The sequence below is a fragment of the Catenibacterium sp. UBA627 genome, assembly GCF_002299355.1.
Taxonomy (GTDB): domain Bacteria; phylum Bacillota_I; class Bacilli_A; order Erysipelotrichales; family Coprobacillaceae; genus Catenibacterium; species Catenibacterium mitsuoka.
In genome coordinates, this window is record NZ_DBPF01000147.1 from 6,738 (window position 1) to 22,673 (window position 15,936).

The 15,936-nt window shown below is 35.7% G+C and carries 27 protein-coding genes and 1 pseudogene; all 28 read left to right on the top strand.

Features of this window, described 5'->3' with window-relative positions:
* A pseudogene (rplE, locus tag B2S90_RS09775) lies at window positions 1-134 on the top strand (50S ribosomal protein L5); the annotation flags it as partial.
* Window positions 135-150: 16 nt separating this feature from the next.
* Entirely contained in the window at window positions 151-336 is a 186-nt protein-coding gene (locus B2S90_RS09780) for a type Z 30S ribosomal protein S14 (RefSeq protein ID WP_003536834.1), read from the top strand.
* A 33-nt stretch (window positions 337-369) separates the two neighbouring features.
* The gene (rpsH, locus tag B2S90_RS09785; protein ID WP_055234194.1) at window positions 370-765 is read left to right on the top strand and encodes a 30S ribosomal protein S8; all 396 of its coding nucleotides are present in this window, start codon (window positions 370-372) and stop codon (window positions 763-765) included.
* 24 nt (window positions 766-789) lie between these two features.
* Window positions 790-1,335: a 50S ribosomal protein L6 gene (gene rplF, locus B2S90_RS09790; RefSeq protein ID WP_055234195.1), complete on the top strand. Its 546-nt coding sequence runs from the start codon at window positions 790-792 to the stop codon at window positions 1,333-1,335.
* Between the two features lie 27 nt (window positions 1,336-1,362).
* The gene (gene rplR / locus B2S90_RS09795; protein ID WP_006505638.1) at window positions 1,363-1,719 is read left to right on the top strand and encodes a 50S ribosomal protein L18; all 357 of its coding nucleotides are present in this window, start codon (window positions 1,363-1,365) and stop codon (window positions 1,717-1,719) included.
* Window positions 1,720-1,734: 15 nt separating this feature from the next.
* Window positions 1,735-2,310, top strand: coding sequence for a 30S ribosomal protein S5 (gene rpsE, locus B2S90_RS09800; RefSeq protein WP_006505639.1), 576 nt, complete (start codon window positions 1,735-1,737; stop codon window positions 2,308-2,310).
* Window positions 2,311-2,323: 13 nt separating this feature from the next.
* Window positions 2,324-2,512 (top strand): 50S ribosomal protein L30, encoded by a 189-nt coding sequence (rpmD, locus tag B2S90_RS09805; RefSeq protein ID WP_040389860.1) that lies wholly within the window; start codon window positions 2,324-2,326, stop codon window positions 2,510-2,512.
* 12 nt (window positions 2,513-2,524) lie between these two features.
* The gene (gene rplO, locus B2S90_RS09810; protein ID WP_006505641.1) at window positions 2,525-2,965 is read left to right on the top strand and encodes a 50S ribosomal protein L15; all 441 of its coding nucleotides are present in this window, start codon (window positions 2,525-2,527) and stop codon (window positions 2,963-2,965) included.
* Between the two features lies 1 nt (window position 2,966).
* Entirely contained in the window at window positions 2,967-4,265 is a 1,299-nt protein-coding gene (gene secY / locus B2S90_RS09815) for a preprotein translocase subunit SecY (RefSeq protein ID WP_055234196.1), read from the top strand.
* 22 nt (window positions 4,266-4,287) lie between these two features.
* Entirely contained in the window at window positions 4,288-4,941 is a 654-nt protein-coding gene (locus tag B2S90_RS09820; protein ID WP_055234197.1) for an adenylate kinase, read from the top strand.
* On the top strand, window positions 4,941-5,723 hold the full coding sequence (gene map / locus B2S90_RS09825) for a type I methionyl aminopeptidase (protein ID WP_286696986.1): 783 nt from the start codon (window positions 4,941-4,943) through the stop codon (window positions 5,721-5,723). The genes B2S90_RS09820 and map overlap by 1 nt, the downstream gene beginning before the upstream one ends.
* On the top strand, window positions 5,704-5,928 hold the full coding sequence (gene infA, locus B2S90_RS09830) for a translation initiation factor IF-1 (protein ID WP_006505645.1): 225 nt from the start codon (window positions 5,704-5,706) through the stop codon (window positions 5,926-5,928). The genes map and infA overlap by 20 nt, the downstream gene beginning before the upstream one ends.
* A 26-nt stretch (window positions 5,929-5,954) precedes the next feature.
* On the top strand, window positions 5,955-6,068 hold the full coding sequence (rpmJ, locus tag B2S90_RS09835) for a 50S ribosomal protein L36 (RefSeq protein WP_006505646.1): 114 nt from the start codon (window positions 5,955-5,957) through the stop codon (window positions 6,066-6,068).
* A gap of 25 nt (window positions 6,069-6,093) precedes the next feature.
* Window positions 6,094-6,459, top strand: a complete 366-nt coding sequence (gene rpsM, locus B2S90_RS09840; RefSeq protein ID WP_022425041.1) for a 30S ribosomal protein S13 — start codon at window positions 6,094-6,096, stop codon at window positions 6,457-6,459.
* Between the two features lie 15 nt (window positions 6,460-6,474).
* Window positions 6,475-6,864: a 30S ribosomal protein S11 gene (gene rpsK / locus B2S90_RS09845; protein WP_006505648.1), complete on the top strand. Its 390-nt coding sequence runs from the start codon at window positions 6,475-6,477 to the stop codon at window positions 6,862-6,864.
* Window positions 6,865-6,917: 53 nt separating this feature from the next.
* Window positions 6,918-7,862 (top strand): DNA-directed RNA polymerase subunit alpha, encoded by a 945-nt coding sequence (locus tag B2S90_RS09850; RefSeq protein ID WP_055234198.1) that lies wholly within the window; start codon window positions 6,918-6,920, stop codon window positions 7,860-7,862.
* Window positions 7,863-7,883: 21 nt separating this feature from the next.
* On the top strand, window positions 7,884-8,246 hold the full coding sequence (gene rplQ / locus B2S90_RS09855) for a 50S ribosomal protein L17 (protein WP_286696987.1): 363 nt from the start codon (window positions 7,884-7,886) through the stop codon (window positions 8,244-8,246).
* Between the two features lie 184 nt (window positions 8,247-8,430).
* Window positions 8,431-8,781: a hypothetical protein gene (locus B2S90_RS09860; RefSeq protein WP_055234199.1), complete on the top strand. Its 351-nt coding sequence runs from the start codon at window positions 8,431-8,433 to the stop codon at window positions 8,779-8,781.
* Window positions 8,782-8,795: 14 nt separating this feature from the next.
* On the top strand, window positions 8,796-9,140 hold the full coding sequence (locus B2S90_RS09865; protein ID WP_278780443.1) for a hypothetical protein: 345 nt from the start codon (window positions 8,796-8,798) through the stop codon (window positions 9,138-9,140).
* A gap of 168 nt (window positions 9,141-9,308) precedes the next feature.
* Window positions 9,309-9,833 (top strand): hypothetical protein, encoded by a 525-nt coding sequence (locus tag B2S90_RS09870; RefSeq protein WP_286696988.1) that lies wholly within the window; start codon window positions 9,309-9,311, stop codon window positions 9,831-9,833.
* A gap of 62 nt (window positions 9,834-9,895) precedes the next feature.
* Window positions 9,896-10,774, top strand: coding sequence for a MurR/RpiR family transcriptional regulator (locus B2S90_RS09875; protein WP_278780447.1), 879 nt, complete (start codon window positions 9,896-9,898; stop codon window positions 10,772-10,774).
* A 40-nt stretch (window positions 10,775-10,814) separates the two neighbouring features.
* Window positions 10,815-11,645, top strand: a complete 831-nt coding sequence (locus B2S90_RS09880) for an energy-coupling factor transporter ATPase (RefSeq protein WP_278780449.1) — start codon at window positions 10,815-10,817, stop codon at window positions 11,643-11,645.
* Window positions 11,621-12,472, top strand: a complete 852-nt coding sequence (locus B2S90_RS09885; protein WP_278780450.1) for an energy-coupling factor transporter ATPase — start codon at window positions 11,621-11,623, stop codon at window positions 12,470-12,472. Before B2S90_RS09880 ends, B2S90_RS09885 begins: the two co-directional genes overlap by 25 nt.
* Window positions 12,465-13,265 (top strand): energy-coupling factor transporter transmembrane component T family protein, encoded by an 801-nt coding sequence (locus B2S90_RS09890; RefSeq protein WP_279067300.1) that lies wholly within the window; start codon window positions 12,465-12,467, stop codon window positions 13,263-13,265. Before B2S90_RS09885 ends, B2S90_RS09890 begins: the two co-directional genes overlap by 8 nt.
* A complete protein-coding gene (truA, locus tag B2S90_RS09895) occupies window positions 13,262-13,999 on the top strand; it encodes a tRNA pseudouridine(38-40) synthase TruA (RefSeq protein WP_055234680.1) in 738 nt (245 codons plus the stop codon). The genes B2S90_RS09890 and truA overlap by 4 nt, the downstream gene beginning before the upstream one ends.
* A complete protein-coding gene (locus B2S90_RS09900) occupies window positions 13,983-14,861 on the top strand; it encodes a PHP domain-containing protein (protein ID WP_278780454.1) in 879 nt (292 codons plus the stop codon). The genes truA and B2S90_RS09900 overlap by 17 nt, the downstream gene beginning before the upstream one ends.
* 217 nt (window positions 14,862-15,078) lie before the next feature.
* The gene (gene rplM / locus B2S90_RS09905; RefSeq protein WP_006505660.1) at window positions 15,079-15,513 is read left to right on the top strand and encodes a 50S ribosomal protein L13; all 435 of its coding nucleotides are present in this window, start codon (window positions 15,079-15,081) and stop codon (window positions 15,511-15,513) included.
* A 12-nt stretch (window positions 15,514-15,525) separates the two neighbouring features.
* Window positions 15,526-15,918, top strand: a complete 393-nt coding sequence (gene rpsI, locus B2S90_RS09910; RefSeq protein ID WP_006505661.1) for a 30S ribosomal protein S9 — start codon at window positions 15,526-15,528, stop codon at window positions 15,916-15,918.
* Window positions 15,919-15,936: the final 18 nt, after the last annotated feature.

The following is a 15,936-nucleotide window of genomic DNA, read 5'->3' on the forward strand; positions in this document are numbered from 1 at the left end:
TAATCTTCCCTGAAATTGATTTCGATAAGGTTGCAAAGTTAAGAGGTATGGATATCGTATTTGTTACTACTGCAAAGACTGACGAAGAAGGTCGCGCTTTATTAACAGAACTTGGCATGCCTTTTGCTAAATAATTAGGAGGACAGAATTATGGCAAAAACATCAATGAAAGTTAAACAGCAACGTCCTCAGAAATACAAAGTTCGTGAATATACTAGATGCGAACGTTGTGGACGCCCACATTCAGTTATTAGAAAATTCAAGTTATGCCGTATTTGCTTCAGAGAATTAGCTTATAAAGGTGAAATTCCTGGTGTTAAGAAGGCAAGCTGGTAATTTATAAGTCACATACGGAAGGAGGACATATAAATGGTTACAACAGATCCAATTGCAGATATGTTAACTAGAATTCGTAATGCGAATCAGCAGAAACATGAAACTGTTTCTATCCCTTACTCAAACCTAAAGAATGATTTAGCAAACATCTTAAAGGATGAAGGTTTTGTTACTGACTTCGTAGTAAATGAAGAAGGAAATCATAAGAATATTGTTATCACATTAAAATATAAAGGTAACGAAAGAGTTATCACTGGTTTAAAGAGAGTTTCTAAACCAGGTTTACGTCAGTATGCTAAAGTAAACGAAATTCCTAAAGTATTAAATGGTTTAGGTATCGTAGTATTATCTACTTCTCAAGGACTAATGACTGATAAAGAAGCAAGAGCTAAGAATATCGGTGGAGAAGTATTAGCTTATATCTGGTAATAAAATTATTTAGGAGGTCAAACAATGTCTCGTATTGGTAAAAAGATTATTATCGTACCTGAAGGTGTAAACGTAGACGTTGCTGCTGATAACACTGTCACTGTTACAGGTCCTAAGGGAACTCTTACAAGAAAGTTCTCTGATTTAATTACTATCGAAGTAAATGGTAATGAAATCGAATGTAAGAGACACAGTGAAGAAAAAGTAAACAAGCAGTTACATGGTACAACTAGAGCTTTAATTGCAAATATGATTGAAGGCGTTAAAGATGGTTTCAGTAAGAAACTTGAAATCGTTGGTATCGGTTATAGAGCTCAGATGCAGGGTAATAAATTAGTAATGAATATTGGTTATTCACACCCAGTAGAAGTTGAAATCGAAGAAGGTGTGAAAGTTGAATGTCCATCAGCTACTGAAATCACAGTATCTGGTATCTCAAAAGAAAGAGTTGGACATGTCGCTTCAGTAATCAGAGCTTGGAAGAAGCCTGAACCATATAAGGGTAAAGGTATTAAATATTCTGATGAACATATCATCAGAAAAGAAGGTAAAACTGCTGGTAAGAAGTAGTTATAAACTAAGGAGGAAAATCGAATCATGGCAAAGAATGAATCACGCAACGTTATCCGTTTAAGACGTCATGCTAGAGTTCGTAATAAGATTTCTGGAACTCCAGAAAGACCACGTCTTAATGTGTTCCGTTCAAACTCTCATATTCATGCACAGATCATCGATGACACTAAGGGTGTAACTCTTGTATCAGCATCTTCTGTAGACATGAAGTTAGAAAATGGTTCAAACATTGAAGCAGCTGCTGCTGTTGGTGCTGAAATCGCTAAGAGAGCAATTGCTAAAAATATTGATGTAGTAGTATTCGACCGTGGTGGTTATATCTATCATGGTAGAGTAAAAGCACTTGCAGAAGCTGCAAGAGAAGCTGGATTAAAATTCTAAGAGGGAGGTCAAATAATGGAAGAACGTAAACCTAGAGAAAATTCTAGAGAAAACTCTAGAAGAGGCAATAACCCTAGAAGAAACAGAAAAAACAACAGAAGACAGAGAGCTCCTAAGGAATTCGAAACAAGAGTTGTTACTATCAACCGAGTTACTAAAGTTGTTAAGGGTGGACGTAAGATGCGTTTCGCTGCTTTAGTTGTAATTGGTGATAGAAAAGGTCGTGTTGGTTTCGGTACAGGTAAGGCTAACGAAGTACCTGATGCAATCAGAAAAGCTGAAGAAGCTGCTAAGAGAAACCTTATCACAGTTCCAAACATCAACGGTACAATCCCTCATGAAATTACTGGTAACTTTAAGTCTGGTTCAGTATTCTTAAGACCAGCTGCTAAAGGTACTGGTATCATCGCTGGTGGACCTGTCCGTGCAGTAGTTGAATTAGCAGGTTACTCTGATATCTTATCTAAGTGTCTTGGATCAAGAACTCCAATCAACATGGTAAGAGCAACAATCGAAGGTTTAGCATCATTAAAGACTGCTGAACAGGTAGCAGAATTAAGAGACATCACAGTCGAAAAGATTTATGGATAGGAGGAGCGTAAAAATGGCAGAAAATAAAAAAGTTGTGATTACGCTTGTAAAAAGCCCTATTGGTGGTAAAGAAAACCAGAAGGCTACTCTTAAAGCGTTAGGATTAAATAAAATGCATGCTTCTGTTGAAAAGTATGAAACAGAAACAATCAAAGGCATGATCAACGCAGTAAGACACCTAGTAAAAGTTGAATACAAGTAGGAGGTGTGAACAATGAAATTACATGAACTCAAATACAATGACGGCGCACGTCGTAACAGAAATCGTGTAGGTCGTGGTACAAGCTCTGGTAATGGTAAGACATCTGGTAGAGGTCAGAAAGGTCAGGGCGCTAGATCTGGTGGAGGTAAGAAACCAGGATTTGAAGGTGGACAGACTCCATTATTCATGCGCTTACCAAAGCGTGGCTTCACTAATCATAATGCTAAGGAATATGCAATCATCAACGTTGAAGATTTAAACAAGTTTGAAAACGGTGCTGTTGTTGACTTAGAAGCAGTTATGGAAGCTAAGCTAGTTAAAAAAGCATTAGACGGTTTAAAAGTCTTAGGCAGAGGCGAATTAAATGTTGCTTTAACAGTAAAGGCTAGCAAATTCTCAAAATCAGCTGTAAAGGCAATTGAAGCTGCAGGTGGAAAAACTGAGGTGATCTAAGATGCTAAACTTTTTTAAAGAAGTATTTAAAAAAGGTGAGTTGCGTCGTAAGGTCGTCTTTACACTCGGCATACTATTCGTATTCCGATTAGGAGCAGGCATTGTGATTCCATATATTGATACAAGTGCAATCACAAGCGCTGCTACCTCTTCAGGAATTTTCGGAATTATGAATATGCTTGGTGGAGGAACATTGGAGAAATTCTCATTATTTTCTTTGGGGGTTTCTCCTTATATTACATCTTCTATTATTATTGAGTTATTATCTATGGACGTTGTCCCAGCATTAACTCAGTGGAATAAAGAAGGTAATACAGGTAAAAAGAAAAAGGATAAAGTAACTCGTGTGTTAACGCTTGCATTAGCAATAATTCAAGGTGGATCATTGACATATGCATTCGATAAGGGTTATAGTATTTTAGCGAGTAGTTCTATTTGGACATACGTCTATGTAGTTATAGTTATGGCTGCAGGTTCTATGTTCACAATGTGGTTAGGTGATCAGATTACTATTAAAGGTGTAGGTAATGGTACTTCACTATTGATCTTCACTGGTATCGTCGCTAACCTTCCAAATAGTTTTATCTCGTCTTTTAAATCAATGGTTACATTTGGTAGCACTTATAAGACTGCAACAAGCTTAGCTTGGTACATCTTATTCGTACTTGTATATTTAGCCATTGTTGTGTTTGTTGTATTTGAAGAAGGAGCAATTAGAAAAATTCCTATTATCTATGCAACAAATACACAGACAGTCATGCATACTAAAGAATCTACTAATCTTCCAATTAAGATTAATAGTTCTTCAGTTATTCCAGTTATCTTTGCTGCATCAGTTTTAGCAGCACCAAGAACAATCATTAGTTTCATGAAGTCTACTTCTACAACTCAGATGATTGACAATATCTTGAATTATCAGAAACCTATAGGATTTGTACTCTATATCGTTATGATTATTCTATTCACATTCTTCTATTCTAATTTACAGATCGACGCTAAGAAGATCAGTGAAGATTTAAAGAAGAGTGGTGGCGCAATTCCTGGTGTTCGTACTGGTGATGATACAAAGAAGTATATCGGAACTGTCTTAAATCGTGTAACTGTGGTAGGATCTCTGTTCCTAGCAATCATTGCATCTATTCCAATCATTGCTCCAGAAATCTGGAAGATGACATCAAATAATGCATTGTCTCTAGGTGGTACAGGATTGATTATCGTAACAGGAGTTGCGTTAGAAACTGTAAGAGCAATAAAAAGTATGTTGACAAGAAGAGAATATCATGGTTATATAAGAAAGTAGCAATTAGAAGGAGGAATAAAATTTGAATATTATTCTTATGGGCCCTCCTGGGGCAGGCAAAGGGACTCAGGCTAAAAAATTAGTGGAGGAGTACGGCTTGTACCAGATCTCAACTGGTGACCTTTTTAGAAAAGCTTTAAAGGAAAAAACAAAGTTCGGGGTAATTGCTAGTTATTTTATTCAGTTTGGGCATCTTGTTCCAGATGAATATACAGTTGAAATGGTAAGGGAATTCTTAGAGGAAAATATTGATTCTTTTAAGAATGGTTTTATTCTTGATGGTTTTCCAAGAACTATCATTCAGGCTAGAGAACTAGAAAGTATCGCGAAAGAATTTGGCTTTGATATTGATGCTGTCATCAATATTGATGTGCCATCTGAAAAGTTAATCAAGAGACTTTCAGGTCGTAGAACTTGTAAGGATTGTGGAACCACTTATCATGTCGTTTTCAATCCACCAAAAACTGAAGGCGTATGCGACAAGTGTGGTGGAGAACTCTATCAGCGTCCTGATGAGAGCGAAGAAGCTGTACAGGTTAGACTTGATACTTATGAAAAGCAGACTAGACCACTTATTGACTATTATACAATGAAGGGCGAATTGACTAACGTTAATGGCGACCAGTCTATGGATGCTGTTTATGCAGATATCAAGAAAAATCTGGAGGCCAAATAATGATTACAATTAAGGATGAACGTGAAATTGACCTAATGAGACATGCTGGTCATGTTGTAGGTTTAGTTCATCAGGAACTCGCTAAATGGCTTAAACCGGGTTCAACAACAGAACAGGTATCTGATTTCTGTGAGAAGATTATAAGAAAGAATGGTTGTACACCATCTTTCTTAAATCTTTATAATTTTCCTGGTGCTGTTTGCACGTCTGTAAATGATGTTGTCGTTCATGGCATTCCTAACGGTTATGTATTGAAGGATGGAGATATTATCTCTGTAGATGTTGGTGCATGCTGGAAAGGATATCATGGAGATTCTGCGTGGACATTTGCGATTGGCAATGTGTCTCCCCAGGCTAAACATCTTATGGAAGTATGTGAACAGTCGCTTTATGCTGGTTTAGAACAAGTTAAACCAGGTAATAGAGTTTCTGACATTTCACATGCTGTTCAGACTTACCTTGAAAGTCATGGCTGCTCAACGCCTAGAGACTATACAGGACATGGCATTGGCACAGAGGTTCATGAAGATCCTAGCATTCCTAACTGGGGTGAACCAGGCAGAGGACCAAAACTAAGAAAAGGTATGTGTATAGCAGTTGAACCTATGGCGCATTTAGGCAAAGCTGAGGTTAAAGTGATGAGTGACGATTGGACAGTGAAGACTGCAGATCATTCATTAGCTGCGCATTATGAACATACTGTAGCTATCACCGATGATGGCTATGAAATCATGACAAAGGTACATAAGGAGTTGATCGATTTTGGCAAAGAAGAAAGATGACGTAATTGAAGTCCAGGCTACGGTCGTAGAAACATTACCAAACGCAATGTTTAAAGTCCAGCTGGATAATGGAGTAGTTATTTTAGCTCACGTTTCTGGTAAAATCCGTATGAATTACATTCGCATTTTACCAGGGGACAAAGTAACAGTAGAAATTTCTCCATATGATTTAACACGTGGGCGAATCACATTTAGACACAAATAGATCTTCCCAAAGGAGGCAGACACAAGATGAAAGTAAGACCATCTGTAAAACCAATCTGCGATAAGTGCAGAGTTATCAAGCGTAAGGGTAGAGTAATGGTAATCTGTGAAAACCCAAAGCATAAACAGAGACAAGGTTAATTATTTTTAGGAGGAACAATAGACAATGGCTCGTATAGCTGGTATTGATATCCCACGCGATAAGCGTGTGGTAGTTTCTTTAACTTATATCTATGGTATTGGTCCAACAACAGCTAAGAAAATCTTAGCAGCTGCTGGCGTTTCTGAAGATGTTAGAGTAAAGGATCTTACAGAAGAAGAAGAAACAAAAATTCGTAAAGAAGTTGAACATATTAAAACTGAAGGTGACCTTCGTAGAGAAACTCAGTTAAACATTAAGAGATTAATGGAAATTGGTTGCTACAGAGGGCTTCGCCATCGTAAAGGACTTCCAGTACGTGGACAGAGAACTAAAACTAACGCTAGAACGCGTAAAGGTAAAGCTACTCCAATTGCTGGAAAGAAGAAGTAGTAGGAGGCAGAACAAATGGCAAAACAAGTTGTACGTGGTAAAAAACGTGTAAAGAAGAATATAGCAAAAGGTATTGCTCATGTTCATTCAACATTCAACAATACAATCGTAACAGTTGCTGATGAACACGGTAACGTTATTAGCTGGTCAAGCGCTGGTGCTCTTGGATTCAAAGGTTCAAGAAAATCTACTCCATATGCTGCTCAGATGGCTGCTGAAGCTGCTGCAAAGGCATCTATGGATCATGGTATGAAATCTGTTGAAGTATGTGTAAAAGGTCCTGGTCCAGGACGTGAAGCTGCTGTTAGAGCTCTTTCAGCTGCTGGTTTAGAAGTAACTGCAATCACTGACGTTACTCCAATCCCACATAACGGATGTCGTCCACCAAAACGTCCTCGTGGATAATTTGATATATATTACTTTTATATAAAACAAATATCTCAAAGAGGAGGGAAACAATGCAAAAGTTTGAAAAAGCAAATTTCACTGTTGATACATACAATGAAGATGAAAATTATGGTAAGTTTATCATCGAACCTTTAGAAAGAGGTTTTGGTACAACTTTAGGTAACTCTTTAAGAAGAGTATTATTATCATCTATGCCAGGTGCTGCAGTATTTGCAGTAAAAATCAATGGCGCTATTCATGAATTCTCAGCAGTTGATGGTGTCTTAGAAGACGTTACAGCCATTATCTTGAATATTAAGAAATTAGTATTTGAATTAGATTCAGATGAAGATGTAACAATGGTTATTGATGTAACTGGTCCAGCTACAGTAACTGGTGCAGATATTCAATGTCCTTCTGAAGTTAAGATGATTTCTAATGATTTAGTAATTGCTCATGTTGCTGAAGGTCAGCATTTCTATATGGAAATGTATGCACATAGAGATAGAGGTTACATGAGTGCAGATCAGAACAAGAAATACGTTAATACTATTGGCGTAATTCCAACTGATTCTATCTTCTCTCCTGTTGTAAATGTGGCATATTTAGTTGAACCAACTCGTGTTGGTCAGTCAGCAAAATATGATCAGTTAACTATGGAGATTACAACTGATGGTTCAATCAAACCTCATGAAGTTCTTGCAATTGCTGCAAAAGTATTAGTTGAACATTTAAATATGTTCGTTGAATTAACTGATCAGGCAATGAATATGGACGTTATGAGTGAAGTACAGCAAGACACAGGTAACAAGGTTCTTGATATGACTATTGAAGAACTTGACCTTTCTGTACGTTCATACAACTGCTTAAAGAGAGCAGGAATTCAGACTGTTCAAGAATTAGCTTCAAAGACTGAAGACGATATGATTAAGGTTCGTAACCTTGGTAAGAAGTCTTTAAAAGAAGTTAAAGAAAAATTAAATGAATTAGGTCTTGGTTTTAAACCAATGGACTAAGTTTGTGGAAGGAGTACACTAATGGCAAACAATAGAAAATTAGGCCGTGTATCTAGTCATAGAAAAGCTATGTTACGTAACTTAGCTACTGATGTAATCATGCATGGTAAGATTGAAACAACTGCTACTCGTGCTAAAGAAGTTCGTAAAGTAGTTGATAAATTAATCACTCTTGGTATTAGAGGAGATCTTCATGCAAGAAGACAGGCTGCTGCTATTCTTCAGAATGTAGTAGATCCAGCAACTGGAAAGACTGCTGTACAGGTTCTATTTGATGATGTTGCACCTAAGTTCAAAGGTAAGAACGGTGGTTATACTAGAGTTTTCAAAACTTATAACCGTAAAGGTGACAATGCCCCAATGGCAATCATCGGATTATTCTAATCACTAAACCCCTATGAAATCATAGGGGTTTTTTATTTTCCTCTATTTTGTAAATGATATTCACAAATTCAAAAAATGTAAGTGCTTTTCTTTGTTAACTGGATTTAAAGTACTCTTTAAATCATTGTTTAAAATTCCTCGCAAGACTATGATAAACTCGTAAAGAAAAGAGGAGGAAGCAATTATGAATATAGATGTTAAAAAGATTTTAGATCAGGCAAAGGATTCATATGATCGTTATTTCAAGGATGCACCGAAATTACCAGAAAACCCTGGACAGAATGTAGTTTTTGATAAAGAAAAGATGAAAGAAATTATCAATAAAAAAGTGAATCAGCTTGAAGGACATGTCAATAACTTAAGTAAACTTAAGAAAGAACTTGAAGATGAATCTGCAATGGTTCTTAATAACACATTCCCTAAAGATAAAGAAGAATATACTAAGACAACTGTAAATCAGATGTTAAAGGATTATGAAGAAGAAAGAAAAAGAATTGATGATTTAGAAAAGAAAATCAATGAAATCAAGAAATAATGGAGGAAATAAATATGAATACTAACGAAATTATTGAAAAAGCAAAAGAATCTTATGATCGTTACTTTAAAGATGCACCAGTTTTTCCAGAAAATCATGAACAAGATGTAGTTTGTAATGCAGAAGAAATCGAAAAAATTATTGAAAAAAAGAAAGCTCAATTAGATGGTCATGTAGAAAACCTCAATGCATTGAAGAAGGAAATCGAAGTTACAGCAACTGATGAATTAAATAAGACATTTACTGAAGATGCTGCTGAATATGCAAAGAAAGCTGTTAATCAGATGTTGGCTGATTATGAAGAAGAAAATAACAGAATTTTAAATTTAAAGAAAAAATTAGCTGAACTTAAGAAATAATACCAGATGAATACTGGTATTTTTTTATACCTAAATTTCATTCACACAATTTCACATTGTAAGGGAATTCATTTGTGTACGTTATTCACAAATGAAAAAATAGTGTTGTATTCGTATAAATTCTTGATTATTATACAACTGTAATCGGAAAGGGGGAGAGTCAATAGTATGAAATCAAACATAAAAAGCCTTCAGCAAGCTTCTTATACAAAATCCACTGATCCTCGACAAGTCAGCAAAAAGCGTCCAAAACCTTCAGAAAATCAAACTCCCACCTCCGATCACTATAATATATCTCTGCATGTATTATCCACTCAGTTGAAATGTGATGATAAAGATGAGCTTTATAAGATGGCTATTAGTAGAGCAAAAGATTCATTTAATCGTTATTTTAATGATCAAGAACACTTAAAAGATATTGATAAAAATAACGATATACTTATAAATGTGGAAAATCTAGAGAAAACATATGATAAAAAGAAGAATCAATTAATGGGTCATATGGAAAATCTAGTAGCAATAAAAAAAGAACTAACTGAACGTGCTAAAAACAGCATAGGACATTACTTCTCAAAAGAGAAAAATCAATATTATATGGATGAAGTCGATCATCTTTATTCCAACTATCAAGAAGAACAAAGACGACTGAAAGAATTTAAACAAAAGATAGAAGACTTAAAGAAAACAGCCTAAAAGCTGTTTTCTTTGCGTTTTAGACCTCTTTTCTCTATAATGAGCGATAGAGGTGAAATAATATGATCATTCATCAAATTGAACAAACACACTTCAGTGACTCTGAAGCGCTCATTATTCAGTTTATTCTAAATAGGGGTATGGATATAAAAAATATGACCACTAAAGAAATTGCTGAAGCCACTTTCACGAGTCCTTCACTATTAGTACGTATTGCGAAGAAAATGGGTTATGCAGGCTGGAATCATTTTAAAAAAGCATTCTTAGAAGAATTAGAATATATGTATGCTTCTCAGGATATTGATGCGTCTATCCCATTTCTCATCAGTGACGACATTTCTGTTATATCTAATAGTATTTTTAAATTACACGAAGAAACAATAGAAGATACAAAACATTTAATGAAACATGATGATCTCATGAACGCATTAAAACTCTTAAGAGACGCTAAGTTTATAGATATTTATACACGCCCTAATAAACAGCATCTTGCCCAATCATTTGCTCAAAAGATGTATTCTATCCAGAAACGAGTAGACACTGTTATGATCTCAGGAAATGACCTGATGCAGGCTTCTATGAGCGGTCCTGACCATTGTGCTATTATTATCTCTTATTCTGGAGAAACAACTCATATACTACATCTTGCGAAAAAACTAAAGAGTAAACATACACCGATCATTGCGATTACAAGTATCTCTAAAAGTACACTTGTTAAATTATCCGATGTCAGTTTGAGAATTTCATCAAGAGAAATGCTGAATACAAAGATTGGAGATTTTGCATCCACTGAATCTATTACCTGTATTTTAGATATTCTCTATAGCTGCTATTTCTCACTCAACTATAAAGAGAATCTTAACTATAAATTGAGCATTGCCGGGGAAATAGATGATCAGTATTCAGAATATGAATATATTGATGAAACAAAAATAAAATGATACACTTAGAACACGTGTTTTAATAATTAGGAGGCTAACCATGGCTAATGCTGTAGACATAAATAATTTGAGTTTTGAGTACGAAGAAGGTGCCAAAACGATAGATCATATTTCTTTTTCTGTACCTAAAGGCAGCTATACAGTTGTATTAGGTCATAATGGTTCTGGTAAAAGTACGATTGCAAAATTAATTATTGGGTTACTCGAACCTAAAACAGGAGACATCACAGTTGATGGAATGCATTTAGATGAAGAACATCTTTATGATGTAAGAGAAAAAGTAGGTATTGTTTTCCAAAATCCTGATAACCAGTTTATTGGTTCAACAGTCAGAGATGATATCGCTTTTGGATTAGAGAACCTATGTGTTCCTACAGAAGATATGGAAGATATCATCCAGACTTATGCCAAAAAAGTCAACATGACTGAATTCCTTGATCATGAACCTACTAAACTTTCAGGAGGACAGAAGCAGCGTGTTGCAATTGCAGGAATACTTGCAATGCATCCATCTATTATTATTTTAGATGAAGCAACAAGTATGCTTGATCCTCGTGGTAAGATTGAAATCAATAACCTTGTTCATGAACTCAACAAAACTCAGAACATGACAATTCTCTCTATCACGCATGATATTGAAGAAGCAGCTCTTTCTGATCATGTCATATTATTAGATAATGGTCATATCATTGATGAAGGTACACCTGAGAAAGTATTAACTCAAAAAGAAGAGTTAGAACGTATTGGTCTTGACGTACCTTTTGCATATAAGATTTCTAAAAAACTTCATGATTCAGGCTATCCAATCAAACCTATCATAAACAAAGAAAAGCTGGTGAAAGAATTATGTCAATTGAATTTAAAAAAGTAAATTATATATATGGAGAAAATACTCCATTTTCATATATCGCATTAAAAGATGTTTCTCTAAAAATTCCTCAGGGTTCTTTTACAGCTCTGATTGGTCATACAGGAAGTGGTAAATCAACATTGATTCAGCATATCAATGCCTTACTTCTTCCATCAAATGGTGAAGTAGATATTGATGAATTTGTGATTCGTGCTGGAGAAAAACCTGAAGTTCTAAAACCACTAAGAAAAAAAGCAGGATTAGTCTTCCAGTTTCCAGAATATCAGTTATTCGAAGAAACAATCGAAAAAGATATCATCTTCGGGCCAATGAACTTCGGTATGTCTGCAGAAGACGCCAAAGAACGTGCGCATAAGGTATTAAATCTTGTTGGCTTAGATGAAAGTTATCTTGAAAGATCCCCATTTGAATTATCAGGTGGGCAAAAAAGAAGAGTGGCTATTGCAGGTATACTGGCAATGGAGCCAGATATTCTTGTACTAGATGAACCAACAGCGGGCTTAGATCCACAAGGCGCTAAAGAAATGCTGGAACTATTCAAGAAATTCCAGGAAAGTGGTAAGACAGTTATCATGGTCTCTCATGATATGAACCATGTGTTAAAATATTGCGATCATGTTGTTGTCATGAATCATGGTGAAGTAGAACGTTATTGTGGGGTTGATGAACTCTTTAGTGAAAGAGACTATCTTGAATCAATGAGCATCGATTTACCTGTTATTACTGATTTCATTCAGGAACTCAATATGGGAGGTTTCCATATTAACCCATCTATCAAAGATATAGATGAATTAGTTAACGCAATAGGAGGAGAATACAATGGATAGTATGATTATTGGACGTTATCTTCCTCTTAACTCTTTTATACATAAAAGAGATCCACGTTTAAAAATAGGTCTTCTTTTATTATTCCTAATTGCTGTTTTCTTTGATGCAGGCTTTATCGGCTACGGCATCCTAGCTGCTTATGTCATCCTTTGCCTGATTCTTTCTAAGATTTCATTCAAGGATGTTATGAAGGCGATGAAACCAATGATTGTTATGATGTTATTCCTTGCTCTATTCAATCTTTTATTCTTGAATACAGGTTCTGTCGTATGTACTCTAGGACCCGTTAAAATCTATTCTGGAGCCTTAAAACAGACTGCCTATATTCTGATTCGTCTAGTCTTGATTATCTCTATGACAACTCTTTTAACAGCCTGTACAAAGCCATTAGACTTAACACTTGGTTTAGAAAAACTCTTTGGTCCACTCAAGAAGGTTGGTTTTCCAACTCATGAAATCGCAATGATGATTTCTATCGCTTTACGTTTCATTCCTACACTATTAGAAGAAACACAAAGAATCATGAAAGCACAGTCCTCTAGAGGTGTTGATTTCCAGGAAGGTACATTTAAAGAGAAAGTATCAGCCATTGTCTCTTTAATTATTCCATTATTCATCTCTGCATTTATGCGTGCAGATGATCTCGCAAATGCTATGGAAAGTAGAAACTATAACCCAGAAGCAACAAGAACACGTTACCATCAGGTGAAGTGGAATTTAAGTGATACACTTTCTCTTGTTTTCTCACTTGTTGTTATTTCGAGTGTTATAGCTTTGAGTTTTATACTATGAGAATAAAATGTATTGTGACTTATGATGGCACACACTTCTATGGCTGGCAGATTCAGCCAGATAAACGGACAGTACAGGAAGAAATACAAAAAGCCATTTATAAGATCACTCATGAAGAAGTCATAATTCATTCATCAGGAAGAACAGATGCAGGTGTCCATGCTGTAGGTCAGGTATTCCATTTTGACATCAATAAAGAAATACCTGAAAAACAATGGATCCGTGCTTTAAACAATTTCCTCCCTGATGATATCTATATCAAGGATTCATTCATAGTTGATGAATCCTTTCATGCACGCTATAGTGCAAAAAAGAAAGAATATCGTTATCTTGTTTCTACAAAGCCTTATAATCCAATAGAGAGACTCTATGTCTATCAGCACAATCGTTCATTAGATATAGGAGCTATGAGGGAGTGTGCAAAAATCTTTTTAGGAGAACATGACTTTGCCTCATTTTGTGTCTTTAATGGTCTAGGAGATACGATCCGTGTTATAGAAACAATTGATATACAAGAAAAAGACGGTATTGTAACAATGCGATTTATTGGGAATGGATTCCGTCGTTACATGGTACGTCTTATTTCAGGTGCACTTATACAAGTAGGATCCCACTGGCGTACAAAGGAATTTGTAGAAGATCTACTTAATTCAAAGGGAAAGAAGAAATGTTTATTTAAGGCAAAGCCAGAAGGCCTTTATTTACAGGAAGTTTATTATGAAGAAAATTATTAACTATCATACCCATACATATCGCTGTGGACATGCCTTAGGTAATGAATATGAAATGGTAGAAGCAGCACTGCATGAAGGTTATCAGGAATTAGGAATGAGTTGTCATATTGCTTTACCTCATTACCGTTCTCATCTTCTTCATTCACTGACTTCTATTCGTTCATTACAGGGATTAAAATCATGTATAGGTGCACTCTTAAGAAATGGCCCTAAGATGCGTATGCCTTATAATGAAAAACAAGATTATCTAGATGCACTTGATTACTGTCAGAAGCATTTCCATTATATAAAGATATATAAGGGATTTGAGGCGGAATACTTCGAAGACTATCTAGATTATTATCAGAGTCTATTAGACTCTGGAGAAGTCGATTATTTAATTCTAGGACATCATTTTCATAAGCATAGTATTCATGACTGTTACTATGGTAGAAAGAATCTTAAGAAGAAAGACCTGCTGCATTATGCTGAAGAATTAGAAAAAGCAATGGATACAGGACTTTTTTCCTATGTAGCACATCCAGATCTCTTTTTAATGGGATATGGAAAAATAGATGATGTCAGTAAAGAAGTCATCTTACGTATATGTAAGAAGGCCAAAGCAACTCACACACCTCTAGAACTTAATGCAGGAGGCGTACGTAAGGGTAAAGTGAAGATGAATGGGAAGGACGTCTATCCATATGCCAATGCCTATTTCTTTCAGATTGCCTCAATGATAGGCAATGATATTATTCTAGGATTAGATGCTCATTCACCAGATCAGCTCAGCTACGAGATGTATCATTATCTAGAAAAGTTGGCTGAAGAATATCATCTTCACGTTCTTAATCACATTGAATTCAAGAAAGGAAAACAATAGAAAAATTCAAGAGAATTTTTCTTTTAATCATTGACAAAAGTGCGTGTGTTGCTATAATAAGATTGTTCTGTTCAAGGGATATTATACCTTGATACAAGAATGCATGAGTTTGTTTGTTCAGGAAACAGTCCGACCCTTATCAACGGACAATACGTTTCCCTGGATAAAATCATTTTAAAAAGACCCCGGTAAGGTTATTTTAAAAGGAGAAAAAAGAATGAGACAAACAACAATGGCTAAAGAAGCCACAATTGAAAGAAAATGGTATGTTGTAGATGCAACTGGTCTTACATTAGGTCGTTTAGCATCTCAGGTTGCTACAGTATTAAGAGGTAAGAACAAGCCTACTTATACTCCACATGTAGACACTGGTGACTATGTAGTTATCATCAATGCAGAAAAAGTAGTAATGACAGGTAAGAAGTTAGACAAGGTGAAGTACTATCACCATTCTGGATTCTTAGGTGGTTTAAAAGTTAAAACTGCTAGACAGTTCCAGGAACAGAATCCAACTGGATTCGTAGAAACTGCCATCAAAGGTATGCTTCCACACAACACTCTTGGCAGACAGCAAGCTAAGAAATTATTTGTTTATGCTGGTAGTGAACATCCACATGCTGCTCAGAAACCAGTAGAATTAAAGTTAAAGTAGGAGGAAGAATAAATGGCAAACGTACAGTACAGAGGAACAGGTCGTAGAAAATCTTCAGTAGCTCGTGTTATCTTAACACCAGGTACTGGTAAATGCGAAATCAACGGTAAGGCTGCTAAGGAATACCTTCCTTCAGACGTATTATTAATGATTGTTGACCAGCCATTAGAATTAACTGGTACAAAGGATAAGTTCGATGTAAAAGTTAATGTTAATGGTGGAGGTATCTCAGGTCAGGCTGGTGCTATCCGTCATGGTATCGCAAGAGCTTTACTTGAAGCTGGTTCTGATTACAGACCAACATTAAAGGCTGCTGGCTTATTAACTCGTGATTCAAGAGTTAAAGAACGTAAGAAATACGGTCTTAAAAAAGCAAGACGTGCTCCACAGTTCTCAAAGAGATAATATTATTTATCACTTATT